This window comes from Serratia sp. BNK-4 (assembly GCF_048685115.1).
GTDB lineage: Bacteria > Pseudomonadota > Gammaproteobacteria > Enterobacterales > Enterobacteriaceae > Serratia > Serratia bockelmannii.
Genome location: NZ_JBLQTM010000001.1, coordinates 3271991 through 3287713 on the forward strand (window position 1 = coordinate 3271991; position 15723 = coordinate 3287713).

Sequence of the window (15723 nt, forward strand, 5' to 3'; positions counted from 1 at the left end):
ATGGGGCCCTCACTTGCCGTTAAAGAGAGCACCATGAGCCAGAGCCATTTCTTCGCCCATCTGTCCCGCCTGAAACTGATCAACCGCTGGCCACTGATGCGCAACGTGCGTACCGAGAACGTCTCCGAACACAGTCTGCAGGTGGCTTTCGTCGCCCACGCGTTGGCGGTGATCAAGAACCGCAAATTCAACGGCAACCTCAATGCCGACCGCGTTGCGCTGTTAGCGATGTATCACGACGCCAGCGAAGTGATCACCGGCGACATGCCGACGCCGATCAAGTACTACAATCCGCAGATCGCCCATGAATACAAGAAGATCGAAAAGATCGCCCAGCAAAAGCTGCTGGACATGATCCCCGCTGAGCTGCGCAACGATTTCCGCACCATTCTCGATGAGCACTACTACAGCGAAGATGAAAAGCAGGTAGTGAAGCAGGCAGACGCGCTGTGCGCCTACCTGAAATGCCTGGAGGAACTCTCTGCCGGCAACAATGAATTCACCCTGGCCAAGGCGCGGCTGGATAAAACCCTGGAACAGCGCCGCAGCCCGGAAATGGACTACTTTATGGACGTGTTCATTCCCAGTTTCAGCCTGTCATTGGACGAAATCAGCCTCGACAGCTCGCTGTAACCCCACCGGCGCAGCCTCGCTGCGCCGTTAAAAACCGTAGAGCCACGGCACCACAATCACGCTGACCGCCATCACCAACAGGGTGAACGGCACGCCGAGACGCACGAAATCGCCGAACTTGTAATTGCCCGGCCCCAGCACCAGCGTGTTGACCGGTGAAGAGACCGGCGTCATAAAGGCGGCGGACGCGGCGATGGCGATAATCATCGCGAACGGGTATGGCGAGACGCCCATTTCGCGCGCGGCGGCAATGGCGATCGGCGCCATCAGCACCGCCGTCGCGGTATTGGAAATAAACAGGCCAATGGTGGCGCACAAGACGAACAGGCACAGCAGCATCACGCGCGGCCCCGCGCCGCCGGCGACGTCCATCAGCCCGCGAACGATCAGATCCACGCCGCCGGTCTTTTGCAGCGCCTGCGCGAACGGCATCATGCCGACGATCAAAATGATGCTCGGCCAATGGATCGATTTATAGGCGCTCTCCATGTCGATACAGCGGAACTTGCCCATCAGCAGGCAGGCGATCAACGCCGCGATCGGGTTGGGGATTTCGTCGGTCAGCATCATCGCCACCATCAACGCCAGGCAAAACAGCGCGTGCGGCGCCTGGGTGATGGCCGGCGCCACTTCGTCCACTTCGGCCGGCAGGTTGAGCACGATAAAGTCGTGGGTTTTGGCCTGCAGCTGACGAATCGCCTTCCAGTCGCCGATCACCAGCAAAATGTCGCCCAGCTCCAGCGGCTCGTCCACCAGCTTGCCGCTCAGAGTCTCGCCGTGGCGGCGGATGCCCACCACATTCAGATCGTAGCGGCTGCGGAACGCTGCTTCACGCAGGCTTTTGCCCAGCAGCGCCGAGTCCGGGATCAGCGACACTTCGGCCATGCCGACGTTGCGCGACTGTTCAGAGAAGTAATCGCCGCGCAGCACCATCGGCTCCAGCCGCTGCTCGCCGCAGAATTCGCGCAGATCGACCTGGCTGTCCGACATGTCGATCAAGAGGACGTCGCCCTCGCGCAGCTCGGTGCTGCCGGAGGCGCTGACCATCACCCGCCGGAAGCGTTTCCAGCGCTCGATGCCCACCACGTTGGCACCATAGCGCGCACGCAGGTGCAGTTCATCCAGCGAACGTCCGATCAGCGGCGAAGCGCTGCGGACAGCCAGCCGCCGCGCGCGGCCGGTCAGCTTGTAATCACGGATCAGGTCGCGGAAGGTGCGACGCTGCCAGTCATCGCCGGCTTTGCCGGTGTCACCGCTGCCCAGCCAACGCCGGGCGATCAGCATGTAGCCGACGCCCAGCGCCAGCACCACCAGGCCAATGGGCGTCACGCTGAAGAAACCGAAACCATGGATGCCTTCCCGCACCAGTTCGCTGTTGACCACCATGTTGGGCGGCGTGGCCACCAGCGTCATCATGCCGCTGATCAGCCCGGCGAAGCTGAGCGGCATCATCAGCCGCCCCGGCGCGATCTTCATTCTGGCCGTCACGCTGAGCACCACCGGGATAAAGATCGCCACCACGCCGGTCGAGCTCATGAACGCGCCCAGCCCGGCGACCGTCACCATCAGCAGCATCAACATTTTGGTTTCGCTGCTGCCGGCCACTTTCACCAACCAGTCGCCCACCTGATAGGCCACGCCGGTACGCACCAACCCTTCGCCGATCACGAACAGCGCGGCGATCAAAATCACGTTGGGATCGCTGAAACCGACCGTCGCTTCCTGCAGGCTGAGCGTGCCGCTCAGCACGAAGGCGATAATCACCAACAGCGCCACCACGTCCATCCGCAGCTTGTTGGTGGTAAACAGCACGATGGCAATCAGCAGTAAACTCAGCACCCACAGTAATTCGCTGTTCAAAACGGCCTCATCCGGCAAATGTCCAAGGGTCTAAAAAATAGCATAAAAAAACCCCGCCGAAGCGGGGTCTAATCAATTAGGGTGAAGATAATGCCACTCAGGCCAGCCGGCGAACGATCGCGCCCTGCGCCGTTTTATCGACGGCGATCTGCGCCAGCGAATCCAGCCGCAGGTCGACCTGCTCCAGCTTCGGCGCATCGGCCGGGGCGTTGACCGCAATCACCTGACAGCCCGCAGCCAGACCCGAAAGAATGCCGGCCGGCGCGTCTTCAACCACCACGCACTCGTGCGGCGCCAGCCCCAGGCGCTCGGCGCCCAGCAGGTAGGCATCGGGCTGTGGCTTACCGTGTTTAACCTGCTCGGCGGTGATGAACACCGCCGGCTGCGGCAAACCGCCGGCCTGGCGGCGAGCGCCGGCCACCGGCACCGAACCGGAGGTGACGATCGCCCAAGGGATGCCGAGCGCGTTCAGGCGCTCCAGCAGCGCGATGGCGCCCGGCAGCGCGCGAACGCCGTCGGTATCCTGCGCTTCCACCTGCTCCAGCAGTTGGAACTCGCGCTGAATTTCCGCTTCGCTTTCGTCCGGCATAAAGTGGCGCAGAGAAGTAATGGCCTGTTTACCGTGAATGAAGTCCAGCACCGCTTGCGGATCGACGCCGCGGCGCTCGGCCCAGTGCGTCCAGGCGCGCTCTACCGCCGGCAGAGAATCCACCAGGGTGCCATCAAGATCGAACAGAAAACCCTTACACTCCACAGAAAACCTCTTCTTAATCAAGCATTGATGATTTGCGCTATCTCAACGGCGCTCAAGTGATACTGGCGCGGACAGGCCAGCCAGATCGCCAGCATACGCTGGTACTTTTCCCACATTTTGGTCTGGGCGTTAAAACCGTGGCTACCGGAATCGAAGTGAGTATAACGCCCCTCGGTGCTGACCAGGAAACGCACGTAGCTCAGGTAGCGCGCCTCGGTAGCGGCGTCGAAGCCGAGAAACGCCAGGCGGCGCTCGTCCAGATCCTGCTTCTCTTTCAGGTTGCCCCAGGAAACCTGCAGCGCATGGTGCATCTCCATCACGTTGATGATGGTGCGGCACACCTCTTCGCTCAGTTCGCCGAAGTCGCGATCCAGTTCGCGCATTTGCAAACCGAAGCCGCGTTCGACGATGGTTTGCAACCGGCGATAACGGTCGCCGTTGTCCGGATCGAGCAGGGTCATCATCTTGTACTGGTTCGACAGGATCAGCCGCTGGGCGTTGGTCATTTCCATCAGGATTTCCTCATTTCTGTGTGATGGCGGGAGCATCGCACAGCGCAAGAACGCAGGAAATCACAACTCGACCGTTCTTTGATTTAAACCGGGGTTATTGCCGCTTTGACGAGAAAGGCCGCATCAGCGCGGCCTTTTTTCATTTACAGATCGTCGAGGAAGGTTTTGTCCAGCTGCTTGAAGGCGCGCTTGAGCAGATCGGCCAACGTCTGATAGGTCGGCGTGCCTTCGAGCGGCGCCACCGCCTGCCCGGCTTCCGTCAGCTTGTTGCGCACCTCATGGAACCATTGCAGCAGCGTCGGCGGCAGCGGCGTGACCGAACGGCGCCCCAGCCACCACAAGCCCTGCATCGGCAGGCTGCAGGCGAACAGCGCGGTGGCGATCGCCGGGCCCAGCTGGCCGCCCAGCGCGATCTGCCAGGTCAGCGTGAAAATCGCCAACGGCGGCATGAAACGGATAGCGAAACGGGTGGCACGCGCAACGCGATTCTCCGGAAAGACCGGTGCCAGACGTTTGTCCGACGGCCAGGTTTTCATATAATGCTGCCCGCGCTGGAAGACCTGAAACCAGCTTACGGAACCGGACGGTTTGCTCGTCATTGCGTACCTCAACGTCACGTAAAGAAACTAAAAGCGTGCTGCCAGAGACCATACTAAAAAATTTGAAGCTTTAAATTTATTTTGTGTTTGCACCGGGCTATCGGTATCCTAAGCCGGCCTTGTGGCCGGTAGAAGATGACGTAAATTTTGTCAACTTTTAGCCCTATAAAAATCAAGATTATTTAAACCGCAGAGAAATCATCGGTTTTTCCATCATCCTGTGATTTGTGCACTTCACATGATGTTAATCATAAATGTCATCGGCACTATGCGCTACGCTTGTTGTCTGATTGACGATTAATTCACCACGTGTGTTCGATTTTCTTTTAACAACACGACTATTTAAGTAGGTACTTCCATGTCGAGTAAGCTAGTACTGGTTCTTAACTGCGGCAGTTCTTCTCTGAAATTCGCCATCATCGATGCCGTTAACGGCGACGAATTCCTCTCCGGTTTGGCCGAGTGTTTCCACCTGCCTGAAGCTCGCATCAAGTGGAAAATGGACGGCGCCAAACACGAAGCTGCCCTGGGGGCCGGCGCTGCACACAGCGAAGCGCTGAACTTCATTGTTAATACTATTCTGGCACAAAAACCAGAGCTTTCCGCGCAGCTGACCGCTATCGGCCACCGCATCGTGCACGGCGGCGAGAAGTTCACCGCTTCTGCCGTGATCAACGACGAAGTTCTGCAGGGTATCAAAGATTCCGTGCCGTTTGCACCACTGCACAACCCAGCTCACCTGATCGGCATCGCGGAAGCGCTGAAATCCTTCCCTAACCTGGCCGACAAGAACGTTGCCGTGTTCGACACCGCGTTCCACCAGACCATGCCGGAAGAATCTTACCTGTACGCCCTGCCGTACAGCCTGTACCGCGACCACGGCGTTCGCCGCTACGGCGCGCACGGCACCAGCCACTTCTACGTGACTCAAGAAGCCGCGAAGATGCTGAACAAGCCGGTAGAAGAAGTGAACGTGATCACTTGCCACCTGGGCAACGGCGGCTCCGTAACCGCAGTGCGCAACGGCCAGTGCGTTGACACCTCCATGGGTCTGACCCCGCTGGAAGGCCTGGTGATGGGCACCCGCAGCGGTGACATCGATCCGGCTATCATCTTCCACCTGCACGATTCTCTGGGCATGAGCGTTGACCAGATCAACAAGATGCTGACCAAAGAATCCGGCCTGCTGGGCCTGACTGAAGTCACCAGCGACTGCCGTTACGTTGAAGACAACTACGACAGCAAAGCCGACGCCAAACGCGCCATGGACGTGTTCTGCCACCGTCTGGCCAAATACGTCGGCGCCTACAGCGCGCTGATGGAAGGCCGTCTGGACGCGGTGATCTTCACCGGCGGCATCGGCGAGAACGCCGGCATGGTGCGTGAGCTGACCCTGAACAAACTGGGCCTGCTGGGCTTCGAAATCGACCACGACCGCAACATGGCCGCTCGCTTCGGCAAATCCGGCGCCATCACCAAAGACGGCAGCCGCCTGGCGCTGGTGATCCCGACCAACGAAGAGTTGGTCATCGCGCAGGACGCATCCCGCCTGACCGCGTAATGCTCTCAAAACACCGTCAGCCCAGGCTGACGGTGTTGTTTTAGCCTCATGTTAATCGTGAAGAGGACTATTCTGTGTCACGTACTATTATGTTGATCCCCACCGGCACCAGCGTCGGCCTGACCAGCGTCAGCCTGGGTGTCATCCGCTCCATGGAGCAAAAAGGCGTTCGTCTGAGCGTGTTCAAGCCTATCGCTCAACCGCGCACCGGCGACAACGCGCTCGACCAGACCACCACCATCATCCGCAGCAGCAACTCCACCATTACGGCGGCCGAACCGCTACGCATGGACTACGTTGAGGGCCTGCTGAGCTCCAACCAGCAAGACGTGCTAATGGAAGAGATCGTGGCGCGTTACCACGAGAACACCAAAGACGCGGAAGTGGTGCTGATCGAAGGCCTGGTGCCGACTCGCAAACACCAGTTCGCCAACGCGCTGAACTACGAGATCGCCAAAACCCTGAACGCCGAGATCGTCTTCGTGCTGGCGCTGGGCAACGACTCCCCGGCGCAGCTGAAAGAGCGCATCGAACTGGCGCGCACCAGCTTCGGCGGCAGCAAGAACAAAAACATCACCGGCGTTATCATCAACAAGCTGAACGCACCGGTCGACGATCAGGGCCGTACCCGTCCTGACCTGTCCGAAATCTTCGACGACTCCACCAAAGCCAGCATCGCCCACGTCGATCCTGCGCAGCTGTTCGCCAACAGCCCGCTGCCGGTTCTGGGCTGCGTGCCGTGGAGCTTCGATCTGATCGCCACCCGCGCCATCGACATGGCTCGCCACCTGAAGGCCCGCGTGGTCAACGAAGGCGACATCATGACCCGCCGCGTGAAGTCCGTGACCTTCTGTGCGCGCAGCATCCCGCACATGCTGGAACACTTCCGCCCAGGCTCTCTGCTGGTGACCTCCGCAGACCGTCCTGACGTGCTGGTCTCCGCCTGCCTGGCGGCGATGAACGGCGTGGAAATCGGCGCCATCCTGCTGACCGGCGGCTACGCCATCGACGAGCCGATCAAGAAGCTGTGCGAACGCGCCTTCCAAACCGGCCTGCCGGTGTTCATGGTTGACACCAACACCTGGCAAACCTCGCTGAGCCTGCAGAGCTTCAACCTCGAAGTGCCGGCGGACGACCACCAGCGCATCGAGAAAGTGCAGAACTACGTGGCCAGCCACATCAACACCGAGTGGATCGACTCGCTGACCGCCACCTCTGAGCGTTCACGCCGCCTGTCTCCACCGGCGTTCCGTTACGAACTGACCGAGCTGGCGCGTAAAGCCGGCAAGCGCATCGTGCTGCCGGAAGGTGACGAGCCGCGTACCGTAAAAGCGGCGGCCATCTGTGCCGAACGCGGCATCGCGGAATGCGTGCTGCTCGGCAACCCGGACGAGATCCAGCGCGTAGCGGCAGCGCAGGGCGTTGAGCTGGGCAAAGGCATCGAAATCGTCGATCCGGTCGCCGTACGTGAAAACTACGTGCCGCGTCTGGTTGAGCTGCGCAAGAGCAAGGGCATGACCGAAGTGGTCGCGCGCGAGCAACTGGAAGACAACGTGGTGCTCGGCACCCTGATGCTGGAACAAGGCGAAGTCGACGGTCTGGTCTCCGGCGCGGTTCACACCACCGCCAACACCATTCGTCCGCCGTTGCAGCTGATCAAAACCGCGCCGGGCAGCTCGCTGGTGTCCTCCGTGTTCTTCATGCTGCTGCCTGACCAGGTACTGGTCTACGGCGACTGCGCGATCAACCCGGATCCGACCGCCGAGCAGCTGTCTGAAATCGCCATCCAGTCTGCAGATTCCGCCGCGGCCTTCGGCATCGAGCCGCGCGTAGCGATGATCTCCTACTCCACCGGTAACTCCGGTGCGGGCAGCGACGTCGAGAAAGTGCGCGAAGCGACCCGTCTGGCGCAGGAAAAACGCCCGGATCTGATCATCGACGGCCCGCTGCAGTACGACGCCGCCATCATGGCCGACGTTGCCAAGTCCAAGGCGCCGAACTCACCAGTAGCCGGCCAGGCGACCGTGTTCATCTTCCCGGATTTGAACACCGGCAACACCACCTACAAAGCGGTACAGCGTTCCGCTGACCTGGTTTCCATCGGCCCTATGCTGCAAGGCATGCGTAAGCCGGTGAACGACCTGTCGCGCGGCGCACTGGTTGACGATATCGTCTACACCGTTGCGCTGACGGCGATCCAGTCTTCCCAGGCTGACGCTGCCGCCGCCAAGGCCTGATATTCTTCAGGTTGAGCGATAAAAAAGCGCCGGTCATTGACCGGCGCTTTTCTTTTGCGTTCCCTAACGCGCCAGCAACTGCCCAGCAGCCTCCAGAATATGCTCGGCGGTCAGGCCGTACTCCTGCTGTAAAAACGCCTGGGTGCCCACCTGGCCGTAACGCTCCTTCACCCCCACGCGCCGCATCGGCGTCGGGCATTCCTCCGCCAATACCTCCGCCACCGCCGACCCCAGCCCGTTATGAATGCTGTGGTTTTCACAGGTGACGATGCGTCCGGTCTTGGCCGCGTAGGTTTTGATCAGTTCACGGTCAATAGGCTTGAGGGTGAACATATCGATCACTGCCGCGCTGACGCCCTGCCGCGCCAGCATCTGCGCCGCCTTCAGCGCCTCCGCCACCATGATGCCATTGGCAATCAGCGTAATGTCGTCGCCGTCGCGCAGCAGGTTGCCCTTGCCGATGGTAAAGCGCGAGCCTTCCTGGTAGATGCGCGTCGCCTGCTTGCGGATGGTGCGCACCCAGTAGAAGCCGCGTAGATCCATCAGCTGGCGCAGAATGTCGGCGAACATGGTAGCGTCGGTCACTTCCAGCACCACCGAATGCGCCAGCCCGCGTACGATGCCCATGTCCTCGAACGACATGTGGGTGCCGCCGTTGTGGCAGGCGCTCACCCCGGCGTCGGAAGCGATCACCTTGACGTTGTTGCGCTGATAATCCAGCGACATGAACAGCTGATCGAAACAGCGGCGGCTGGCGAAGGCGGTAAAGGTGTGCACGAACGGCACCCGGCCGGTCAGCGACAGCCCGGCGGCGACGCCGATCACGTTAGCCTCCATGATGCCGCAGTTAATCACGTGCTGCGGGTGATCCTTATGCACGCCGTCCATCGCCATGGAGCTCATCAGATCCGCCTCCAGCGCGATGATCGGCGCGCCCGCTTCAATCTGCCGACGCACCGCGCCGGCATAGACTTTGCGCATTTCGACGGCGTCGTTTTCCAACTGCGTCACTACGTTAAACATGGGCGGCCTCCAGTTCGGCAATGGCTTTTTCGATTTCCAGCTGCACGTCCGGCGTCAGGCGCAGGTGGTGTGAGTTCGACAGGTTTTCCAGATAGGTCACCCCCTGTCCCTTGATGCTGTCGAGCACGATCGCCAGCGGCCGCTGTTCACCGCCGCGCGCCGGCGCCACCGCCGCCAGCAGCGCCGCGATGTCGTCGCCCTTGATGGTCTGCACCTCAAAACCGAAAGCGCGGAACTTGGCGGCCAGATCGAACGGTTGGATCACCTCGTCCAGCGCACCGTCTAGCTGTTGCTTGTTGTAATCGATGAACAGCGTCAGGTTGTTCAGGTTGTGGTGGGCGATAAACTGGAACGCCTCCCAGCACTGCCCTTCGTTCAGCTCACCGTCGCCGAGGATGCTGAACACCCGGTTACGACGCCCCGCCAGCCGATGGGATAACGCCATGCCGGCGGCGATCGACACGCCCTGCCCCAGTGAACCGGTGGTGGCGTCCACGCCGCGCGTGCGCAATCGGTCCGGGTGGCTAGGCAGGCGCGTGCCGTTCTGGTTGAGGGTCTTCAGCTCCGCCAGCGGGAAGTAGCCCTTGATCGCCAGCGTGCTGTACAGCGCCGGGCCGGCGTGCCCTTTCGACAGCACGAAGTCATCGCGCTCCGGCCAGTCCGGATCCGCCGGATCGATACGCATCACGCTGCCGTACAGTACCGCCAGCGTCTCCACCACCGACATGCAGCCGCCGTAGTGGCCGAAGCCCAGCCCGGTCAACGCCTTCAATGTTTCCAGGCGGATCGCGCGCGCCAGGATCTGCAGCTCTTCAATTTCCGTTTCGCTCGTTGTGTCGTTCATCAGTCTGCCCTCGTTATTTCTCGACGCGGTCAGCGGCCGGCGCGCCTTTGCGTTTTCCCAGGAAGTTATGCGCCACCAGCAGCGCGAACACGGCGACGATCGCCAGCATGATCATCTCCTTCGACATAAAGCGCGCCATGTTGCCCAGCAGGATGCCGATCACGCCGAAGTCGGCGTCGGAGAAGGTGGTGTTGGCAAAGCCCAGCGCCCCCAGCACCGGCAGCAGCAGCACCGGCAGGAAGGTGATCAGCAGCCCGTTGGCGAAGGCGCCCAGCATCGCGCCGCGCCGCCCGCCGGTGGCGTTGCCGAACACCCCGGCGGTAGCGCCGGTGAAGAAATGCGGCACCACGCCAGGCAGGATCAGCACCATTTTCAGCTGCCCCAGCAGGAACAGCCCGGCCAACCCGCCAAGGAAGCTGAACAGGAAGCCGATCAGCACCGCGTTGGGGGCATAGGGATAGACCACCGGGCAATCCAGCGCCGGCCGCGCGTTAGGCACCAGCTTTTCCGAGAAACCGGTGAACGCCGGCACGATCTCCGCCAGAATCAAGCGCACGCCTTGCAGAATGATGAATACCCCGGCGGCGAAGGTGATGGCCTGGATAATCGAATACACCAGGTAGTTCTGGCCGCCGCTGAGCTCGCTTTCCACATAGGCCCGCCCGGCGCAGATCGCCAGGATCAGGTAGATAACAATCATGGTCATCGAGATCGAAATGGAACTGTCACGCAAGAAACTGAGGTTTTTCGGCAGGTTCATCTCCTCGGTCGAGCGCGAGTTTTTGCCCACCTTCGAGCCGATCCAGCCGGACAACACATAGCCCAGGGTGCCGAAGTGGCCGAAAGCGATATCGTCGTTGCCGGTAATGCGGCGCATATAGCGCTGGGCGATCGCCGGGAAGAACGCCATCACCAGCCCCAGGGTCAGCGCACCGGTAAACACCAACTGCACGCCCTCGAAGCCCGCCACCGTCAGGATGATGCCGATCATGCAGGCCATGTAGAAGGTGTGGTGGCCGGTCAGGAAGATGTATTTCAGCCGGGTGAACCGTGCCACCACGATGTTCGCCACCATGCCGAACGCCATGATCAACGCGGTGGAGGCGCCGTATTTCTCCAGCGCGATGGAGACGATCGCTTCATTGTTCGGAATGATGCCCTGAATATTGAACGCATGTTCGAACATGCCGCCCAGCGGATTGAGCGATCCGACCAATACCGTGGCACCGCCGCCCAAAACGATAAAGCCGAGAATAGTTTTTACCGTGCCTTTCACCACGTCGGAAAACGATTTCTTTTGCGCCAGCAAACCGATCAGTGCAATAAGCCCGACCAGCACCGAAGGCACCTTTAATATATCCACCACAAACTTAAGCGTTTCCTGGATAAACATATCCACCTCGCCAATCGTTTTATTTAGATGATTGAGTGGGCTTCGAAGTAAGCGCGCAGCTTGGCTTCCAGCTCATTAATGTCGATGATGTTGCTGATCACCACCAGCTGCTCGGCCGGTACGCTGGCGCTGTCGGCGATGTCTTTCGCCATCACGAACACGTCGGCGGCACCGGGGGTAGCGGACGACAGATCGGAGTGTTCGACTTCGGCCTCCACCCCCATCTTTTTCAGCACCTTTTTAATGTTCATTTCCACCATAAAACTGCTGCCGAGACCGGAACCGCAAATCGCCATGATTTTCATAATATCCACCTGTTGAATTTAGCGTGTAGGGTAGCGCCGCCGGTCATATTCCCGGCGTTGTTAGCATTAATCGTGTTCCTGGTGATTAAACGTTAATAGCGGGCGATAATTTCCTCAATTTGCCGTTTATCTGTGGCGTGAAATAAAGCCTCCATCGCCGAGTTATCGGAAAATAATTCCGCCAACTGCGAAATCATTTCAATGTGGCTGTTGCCGTCGGGCGCCGAAAGCATCACCACCACCTGAACCGGATCGTTATCCGCGGAATGGAAATTCACGCCCTGATGGATCTTCAACAGCGACAGCCCCAGCGCGTTGGCGCCCTCCTCCGGCCTGGCGTGCGGCATGGCGATGCCCGGCGCCAGGACAAAGTAAGGGCCGAGCTTCTCCTGCTGATGAAAGATAGCCGTTAGGTAATTCGGCGTAATCACACCGCCTTGCAGCAGGGGCTGCGCGCTCAGCGTGACCGCCTGGCGCCAGTCCTCCACCCGTTCGCACAGCTGTATATGATCGGCGGTCAGCCACTCTTTCAGCACATTACCCTCCCAAATGTTGATGGTTTCGGCCGGTGATTAATTCACCGACGACGGTAAAACTTTAATCAACCCCTCTCGGCGACACAGTGATGGATATCACAAAGATAGCGCTACCAAAGCGCTATCATGCGAATCTGTGATAGCGCTATCAAAACACCGCGTGGCGGCATGGCGTTAACCACAATTTTTTCTCGCTCTTTCGGGTAACGGGGTAGAATGTGCCGCATACGGGGATCGTCGAAGCCGCGCCGTCGGCTTCCCACCCTCACCATTTTTATGCGCCGCTCGCGCATTTCAGTCGGGATTAGGCATGTCGATCGGTAAAAAACGACGCAGCACAGGCAGGGTGACGTTGGCTGACGTAGCGCAGCTGGCGGGCGTCGGCACCATGACGGTGTCGCGCGCGCTGCGCACGCCGGAGCAGGTTTCAGACAAACTGCGCGAGAAGATTGAAGCCGCGGTGAGCGAACTGGGCTACCTGCCCAATCTGGCCGCCAGTTCGCTGGCGTCGGCCTCGTCCTACACCATCGCCATGGTGGTGCCCAGCCTGTCCGAATCTGGCTGCGCCGAGATGTTCGCCGGCCTGCAGAAAGTGCTGCAGCCGGCCGGCTATCACATCATGCTGGCGGAGTCGCAGCACCACCTGGAGCGCGAAGAAAAGCTGCTGGAGACGCTGCTCTCTTACAACCTCGCGGCGGCGGTGCTGCTCAGCGTCGAGCATTCGCAAAACGCCCGCAACGCGTTGATCGCCGCCAACATTCCGGTGGTGGAGATCGGCGCCGTGCGCGCCGATCCGATCGATATGAGCATCGGCATCGACTATGTGGCGGCCATGTATCAGCTGACGCAAACGGTGATCGCCAGCGGCTATCAGAATATCGGGCTGCTGTGCGCCAATCAGGAACAGTGGATTTTCCAGCAGCACCTACAGGGCTGGCACAAGGCGCTGCTGCGCAACCATATGTCGCCGCATCGGGTGATCAACGCCGCGCAGCCCGCCAGCTTCAGCACCGGTGCGCAGCAGCTGCCGGAATTCTTGCTGGCCTGGCCGGAACTGGACGCGCTGGTGTGCGCCTCGGACGAACTGGCCGGCGGCGCACTGTACGAATGCCAGCGGCGGCGCATCAAGGTGCCGGACAATCTGGCGGTGGTGGGGTTCGGCAACAGCGAGTTCGGCCGGGTGTGCCAGCCGCCGCTGACCACCATGACCATTCCGCATCGCGATATCGGCATTCAGGCCGGCCAGGCGCTGCTGGCACGGCTGAACGAGCAGCCCTGGCAGCAGGCAGGCTCCCTGCCTGCCACGCTGTGCCGCCGCGACAGCTGCTGAATCCGAACCGTAAAAAAAGCCGGTCGATGACCGGCTTTCTCACGCGTTGGCGCCTCAGTGGTTGTCGAGCGGCTTACCGTAATCCTGTTCGTTGTTGCGCGTCAGCCACAGCGACAGCGCCTTCAGCGAATCCGGGGTAAACTCGTCGCAGCGAGCGGTGATCTCTTCCGGCGTCAGCCAGCACACCTCGGCCACTTCCTCTTCCTGCAGCGCGAACGGGCCGTGCGACACGCAGCTGAACAGCGCGCCCCACACCCGGCACTGATCTTCTTCGAAGTAGAACAGACCGTGCTCGGCGAAAGGCACGCCGGCGATGCCCAGCTCTTCTTCCGCCTCGCGGCGCGCCGAATCCAGCACGTTTTCACCGCTTTGCACTACGCCACCCGCCGTCGCGTCCAACCAGCCCGGGTAGAAGTCTTTAATCTCAGTGCGACGCTGCACCAGAATTTTTCCCATCCCATCATGCACCACAATATAGGTCGCACGATGACGCAGCCGCTCCGCCCGCATCTGTTGACGACTGGATTGCGCAATCACCTCGTTTTGCTCGTCGACGATATCAACCCATTCGGTATCTGCAGCCTGACCCTGTTCCGCCATCCTCTAAAACCTTCTATTTTGGCGCGATGCATCCCGCGCGCTGGTTAATCAATGAGTGTTTTTCAAAGATTTTTATTGTGTGTGTATAAATTAGTGCGTTTAGCGTGTTAACGCCACCTCCGCGACGACCTTGCCGTCGTCGAGCGTCAGCACGCGCAAAGTGCCCCGATCCAACATGCCGTAGCTAGCCGGGAAGCCCCCTTTCGGGATGCTGACCGAGCCCGGATTGAAGCAATAGATCTCACCCTGCCGCTCCGCCTGCGGCAGATGCGTATGGCCGTAGGCCAGGACGTCACCGCGGGATAACGGCGGCAGTGCCGAAGGATGATAAAGGTGACCGTGGGTCAAAAACAATCGTCTTTTTTGCAGTAGAACCTGTTGCCACGGCGCCTCGATAGGAAACGTCAGCAGCATCTGATCGACCTCGCTGTCACAATTGCCGCGAACGGCGATGATCTTGTCGCTATAGCGATTCAATCGTTCGGCAACCTGAGCGGGCTGATAGCCGGCCGGCAGCGCGTTGCGCGGGCCGTGATTCAGCAAATCACCCAGAAGAATCAGCCAGTCAGCGCCGTGTTGTGCGAATAATTCCAGCACGCGTTCGGTGGCCGGCAGCGATCCGTGGATATCCGAGGCGAACATCAGCTTCATAACCTTGTCCTATAGAGGGAAATAAGCGCCATTTTACCGCGCCGACGCCGTACGGCAAACCACCACCCGCCCCGGTGGAGAATTGTGATCCAACTGCGCAGATAGCATCGGACGAATCCCACATAGCCTGCTATCCTTAGCTGCTATTGTTGGATCTCTGATATACCTTTGTGCGCGGCGAAGACCGCAGCAACGTGTAATGAATTACAGATCACCTTACCGCAGGAGGCAACATGATTGACCTGTATTACGCGCCTACTCCCAATGGTCACAAGATCACCTTGTTTTTGGAAGAGGTCGGCTTACCCTACTGTATCCATCGCGTAAACATCAGCGCCGGCGACCAGTTCAAACCGGACTTTCTGAGCATTTCTCCCAACAACAAAATCCCGGCGATCGTCGATCAGCAACCGGTGGACGGCGGCGCGCCAATCAGTCTGTTCGAATCCGGGGAAATCCTGCTGTATCTGGCGGAGAAGACCGGCAAGCTGCTGAGCACCGGCCTGCGCGAACGCGCCGCGACCCTACAGTGGTTGTTCTGGCAGGTGGCGGGGTTCGGGCCGATGCTCGGGCAGAATCACCACTTTAATCACTACGCGCCGCAGCCGGTGCCTTACGCCATCGAGCGTTACCATCTGGAGACCAAGCGGCTGTACGGCGTGCTGGAAGCTGAACTGCAAAAACACCCGTACCTGGGCGGCGACAACTACAGCATCGCCGATATCGCCACCTATCCGTGGGTCGTATCGCATCCGCGTCAACGCATCGATCTGGCAGATTACCCAGCGGTGCGCAACTGGTTCGAGCGCATCAGCAACCGCCCGGCGACCGAGCGCGCCTACAAACTGGCCGAACAAGGCTAAGCGCCTTCCCCGACTCCCCGTC

16 protein-coding genes are annotated in these 15723 nt (G+C 60.0%); 5 read left to right on the plus strand and 11 right to left on the minus strand.

Annotated elements, in window-relative coordinates:
• Positions 1 to 33 precede the first annotated feature (33 nt).
• On the plus strand, positions 34 to 633 hold the full coding sequence (gene yfbR / locus ACMGGW_RS15640; protein ID WP_025303666.1) for a 5'-deoxynucleotidase: 600 nt from the start codon (positions 34 to 36) through the stop codon (positions 631 to 633).
• 27 nt (positions 634 to 660) lie between these two features.
• Here yfbR and ACMGGW_RS15645 read toward each other — a convergent pair whose 3' ends face one another.
• The 4 genes from ACMGGW_RS15645 to yfbV all read right to left on the minus strand — a co-directional run bounded on the left by ACMGGW_RS15645 (position 661) and on the right by yfbV (position 4358).
• Complete coding sequence (locus ACMGGW_RS15645; protein WP_072008257.1) at positions 661 to 2511, minus strand: SLC13 family permease; 1851 nt, start codon at positions 2509 to 2511, stop codon at positions 661 to 663.
• 79 nt (positions 2512 to 2590) lie between these two features.
• Positions 2591 to 3247 carry a sugar phosphatase gene (locus tag ACMGGW_RS15650; protein ID WP_049207312.1) on the minus strand — a complete coding sequence of 219 codons (657 nt, stop codon included), beginning with the start codon at positions 3245 to 3247 and terminating at the stop codon, positions 2591 to 2593.
• 17 nt (positions 3248 to 3264) lie between these two features.
• Complete coding sequence (locus tag ACMGGW_RS15655) at positions 3265 to 3759, minus strand: YfbU family protein (protein ID WP_016926898.1); 495 nt, start codon at positions 3757 to 3759, stop codon at positions 3265 to 3267.
• A 143-nt stretch (positions 3760 to 3902) separates the two neighbouring features.
• A complete protein-coding gene (yfbV, locus tag ACMGGW_RS15660) occupies positions 3903 to 4358 on the minus strand; it encodes a terminus macrodomain insulation protein YfbV (protein WP_004936061.1) in 456 nt (151 codons plus the stop codon).
• A gap of 358 nt (positions 4359 to 4716) precedes the next feature.
• Here yfbV and ackA point away from each other — a divergent pair, with 358 nt between their 5' ends.
• Both ackA and pta read left to right on the plus strand, forming a co-directional pair.
• On the plus strand, positions 4717 to 5919 hold the full coding sequence (gene ackA, locus ACMGGW_RS15665) for an acetate kinase (RefSeq protein ID WP_025303669.1): 1203 nt from the start codon (positions 4717 to 4719) through the stop codon (positions 5917 to 5919).
• Between the two features lie 74 nt (positions 5920 to 5993).
• Positions 5994 to 8156, plus strand: a complete 2163-nt coding sequence (gene pta, locus ACMGGW_RS15670) for a phosphate acetyltransferase (RefSeq protein ID WP_043140081.1) — start codon at positions 5994 to 5996, stop codon at positions 8154 to 8156.
• Positions 8157 to 8219: 63 nt separating this feature from the next.
• On the opposite strand, the gene ACMGGW_RS15675 is transcribed toward pta, so the two are convergent.
• The 5 genes from ACMGGW_RS15675 to ACMGGW_RS15695 all read right to left on the minus strand — a co-directional run bounded on the left by ACMGGW_RS15675 (position 8220) and on the right by ACMGGW_RS15695 (position 12257).
• The gene (locus ACMGGW_RS15675; RefSeq protein ID WP_043140084.1) at positions 8220 to 9179 is read right to left on the minus strand and encodes a transketolase family protein; all 960 of its coding nucleotides are present in this window, start codon (positions 9177 to 9179) and stop codon (positions 8220 to 8222) included.
• Entirely contained in the window at positions 9172 to 10023 is an 852-nt protein-coding gene (locus tag ACMGGW_RS15680; RefSeq protein WP_099816994.1) for a transketolase, read from the minus strand. Before ACMGGW_RS15680 ends, ACMGGW_RS15675 begins: the two co-directional genes overlap by 8 nt.
• A gap of 13 nt (positions 10024 to 10036) precedes the next feature.
• The gene (locus ACMGGW_RS15685) at positions 10037 to 11416 is read right to left on the minus strand and encodes a PTS ascorbate transporter subunit IIC (RefSeq protein WP_043140091.1); all 1380 of its coding nucleotides are present in this window, start codon (positions 11414 to 11416) and stop codon (positions 10037 to 10039) included.
• Between the two features lie 23 nt (positions 11417 to 11439).
• Entirely contained in the window at positions 11440 to 11721 is a 282-nt protein-coding gene (locus ACMGGW_RS15690; protein WP_025303676.1) for a PTS sugar transporter subunit IIB, read from the minus strand.
• A 92-nt stretch (positions 11722 to 11813) separates the two neighbouring features.
• A complete protein-coding gene (locus tag ACMGGW_RS15695) occupies positions 11814 to 12257 on the minus strand; it encodes a PTS sugar transporter subunit IIA (protein WP_049207320.1) in 444 nt (147 codons plus the stop codon).
• 310 nt (positions 12258 to 12567) lie between these two features.
• Between ACMGGW_RS15695 and ACMGGW_RS15700 the strand changes: the two genes are divergently transcribed.
• Entirely contained in the window at positions 12568 to 13587 is a 1020-nt protein-coding gene (locus ACMGGW_RS15700) for a LacI family DNA-binding transcriptional regulator (protein ID WP_025303678.1), read from the plus strand.
• Between the two features lie 54 nt (positions 13588 to 13641).
• Here the strand turns inward: ACMGGW_RS15700 and yfcD are convergent, their stop codons facing one another.
• Positions 13642 to 14187, minus strand: a complete 546-nt coding sequence (gene yfcD / locus ACMGGW_RS15705; RefSeq protein WP_025303679.1) for an NUDIX hydrolase YfcD — start codon at positions 14185 to 14187, stop codon at positions 13642 to 13644.
• Positions 14188 to 14286: 99 nt separating this feature from the next.
• The gene (yfcE, locus tag ACMGGW_RS15710; protein ID WP_025303680.1) at positions 14287 to 14838 is read right to left on the minus strand and encodes a phosphodiesterase; all 552 of its coding nucleotides are present in this window, start codon (positions 14836 to 14838) and stop codon (positions 14287 to 14289) included.
• Positions 14839 to 15071: 233 nt separating this feature from the next.
• Here yfcE and yfcG point away from each other — a divergent pair, with 233 nt between their 5' ends.
• Entirely contained in the window at positions 15072 to 15701 is a 630-nt protein-coding gene (yfcG, locus tag ACMGGW_RS15715; protein ID WP_167324476.1) for a GSH-dependent disulfide bond oxidoreductase, read from the plus strand.
• Positions 15702 to 15723: the final 22 nt, after the last annotated feature.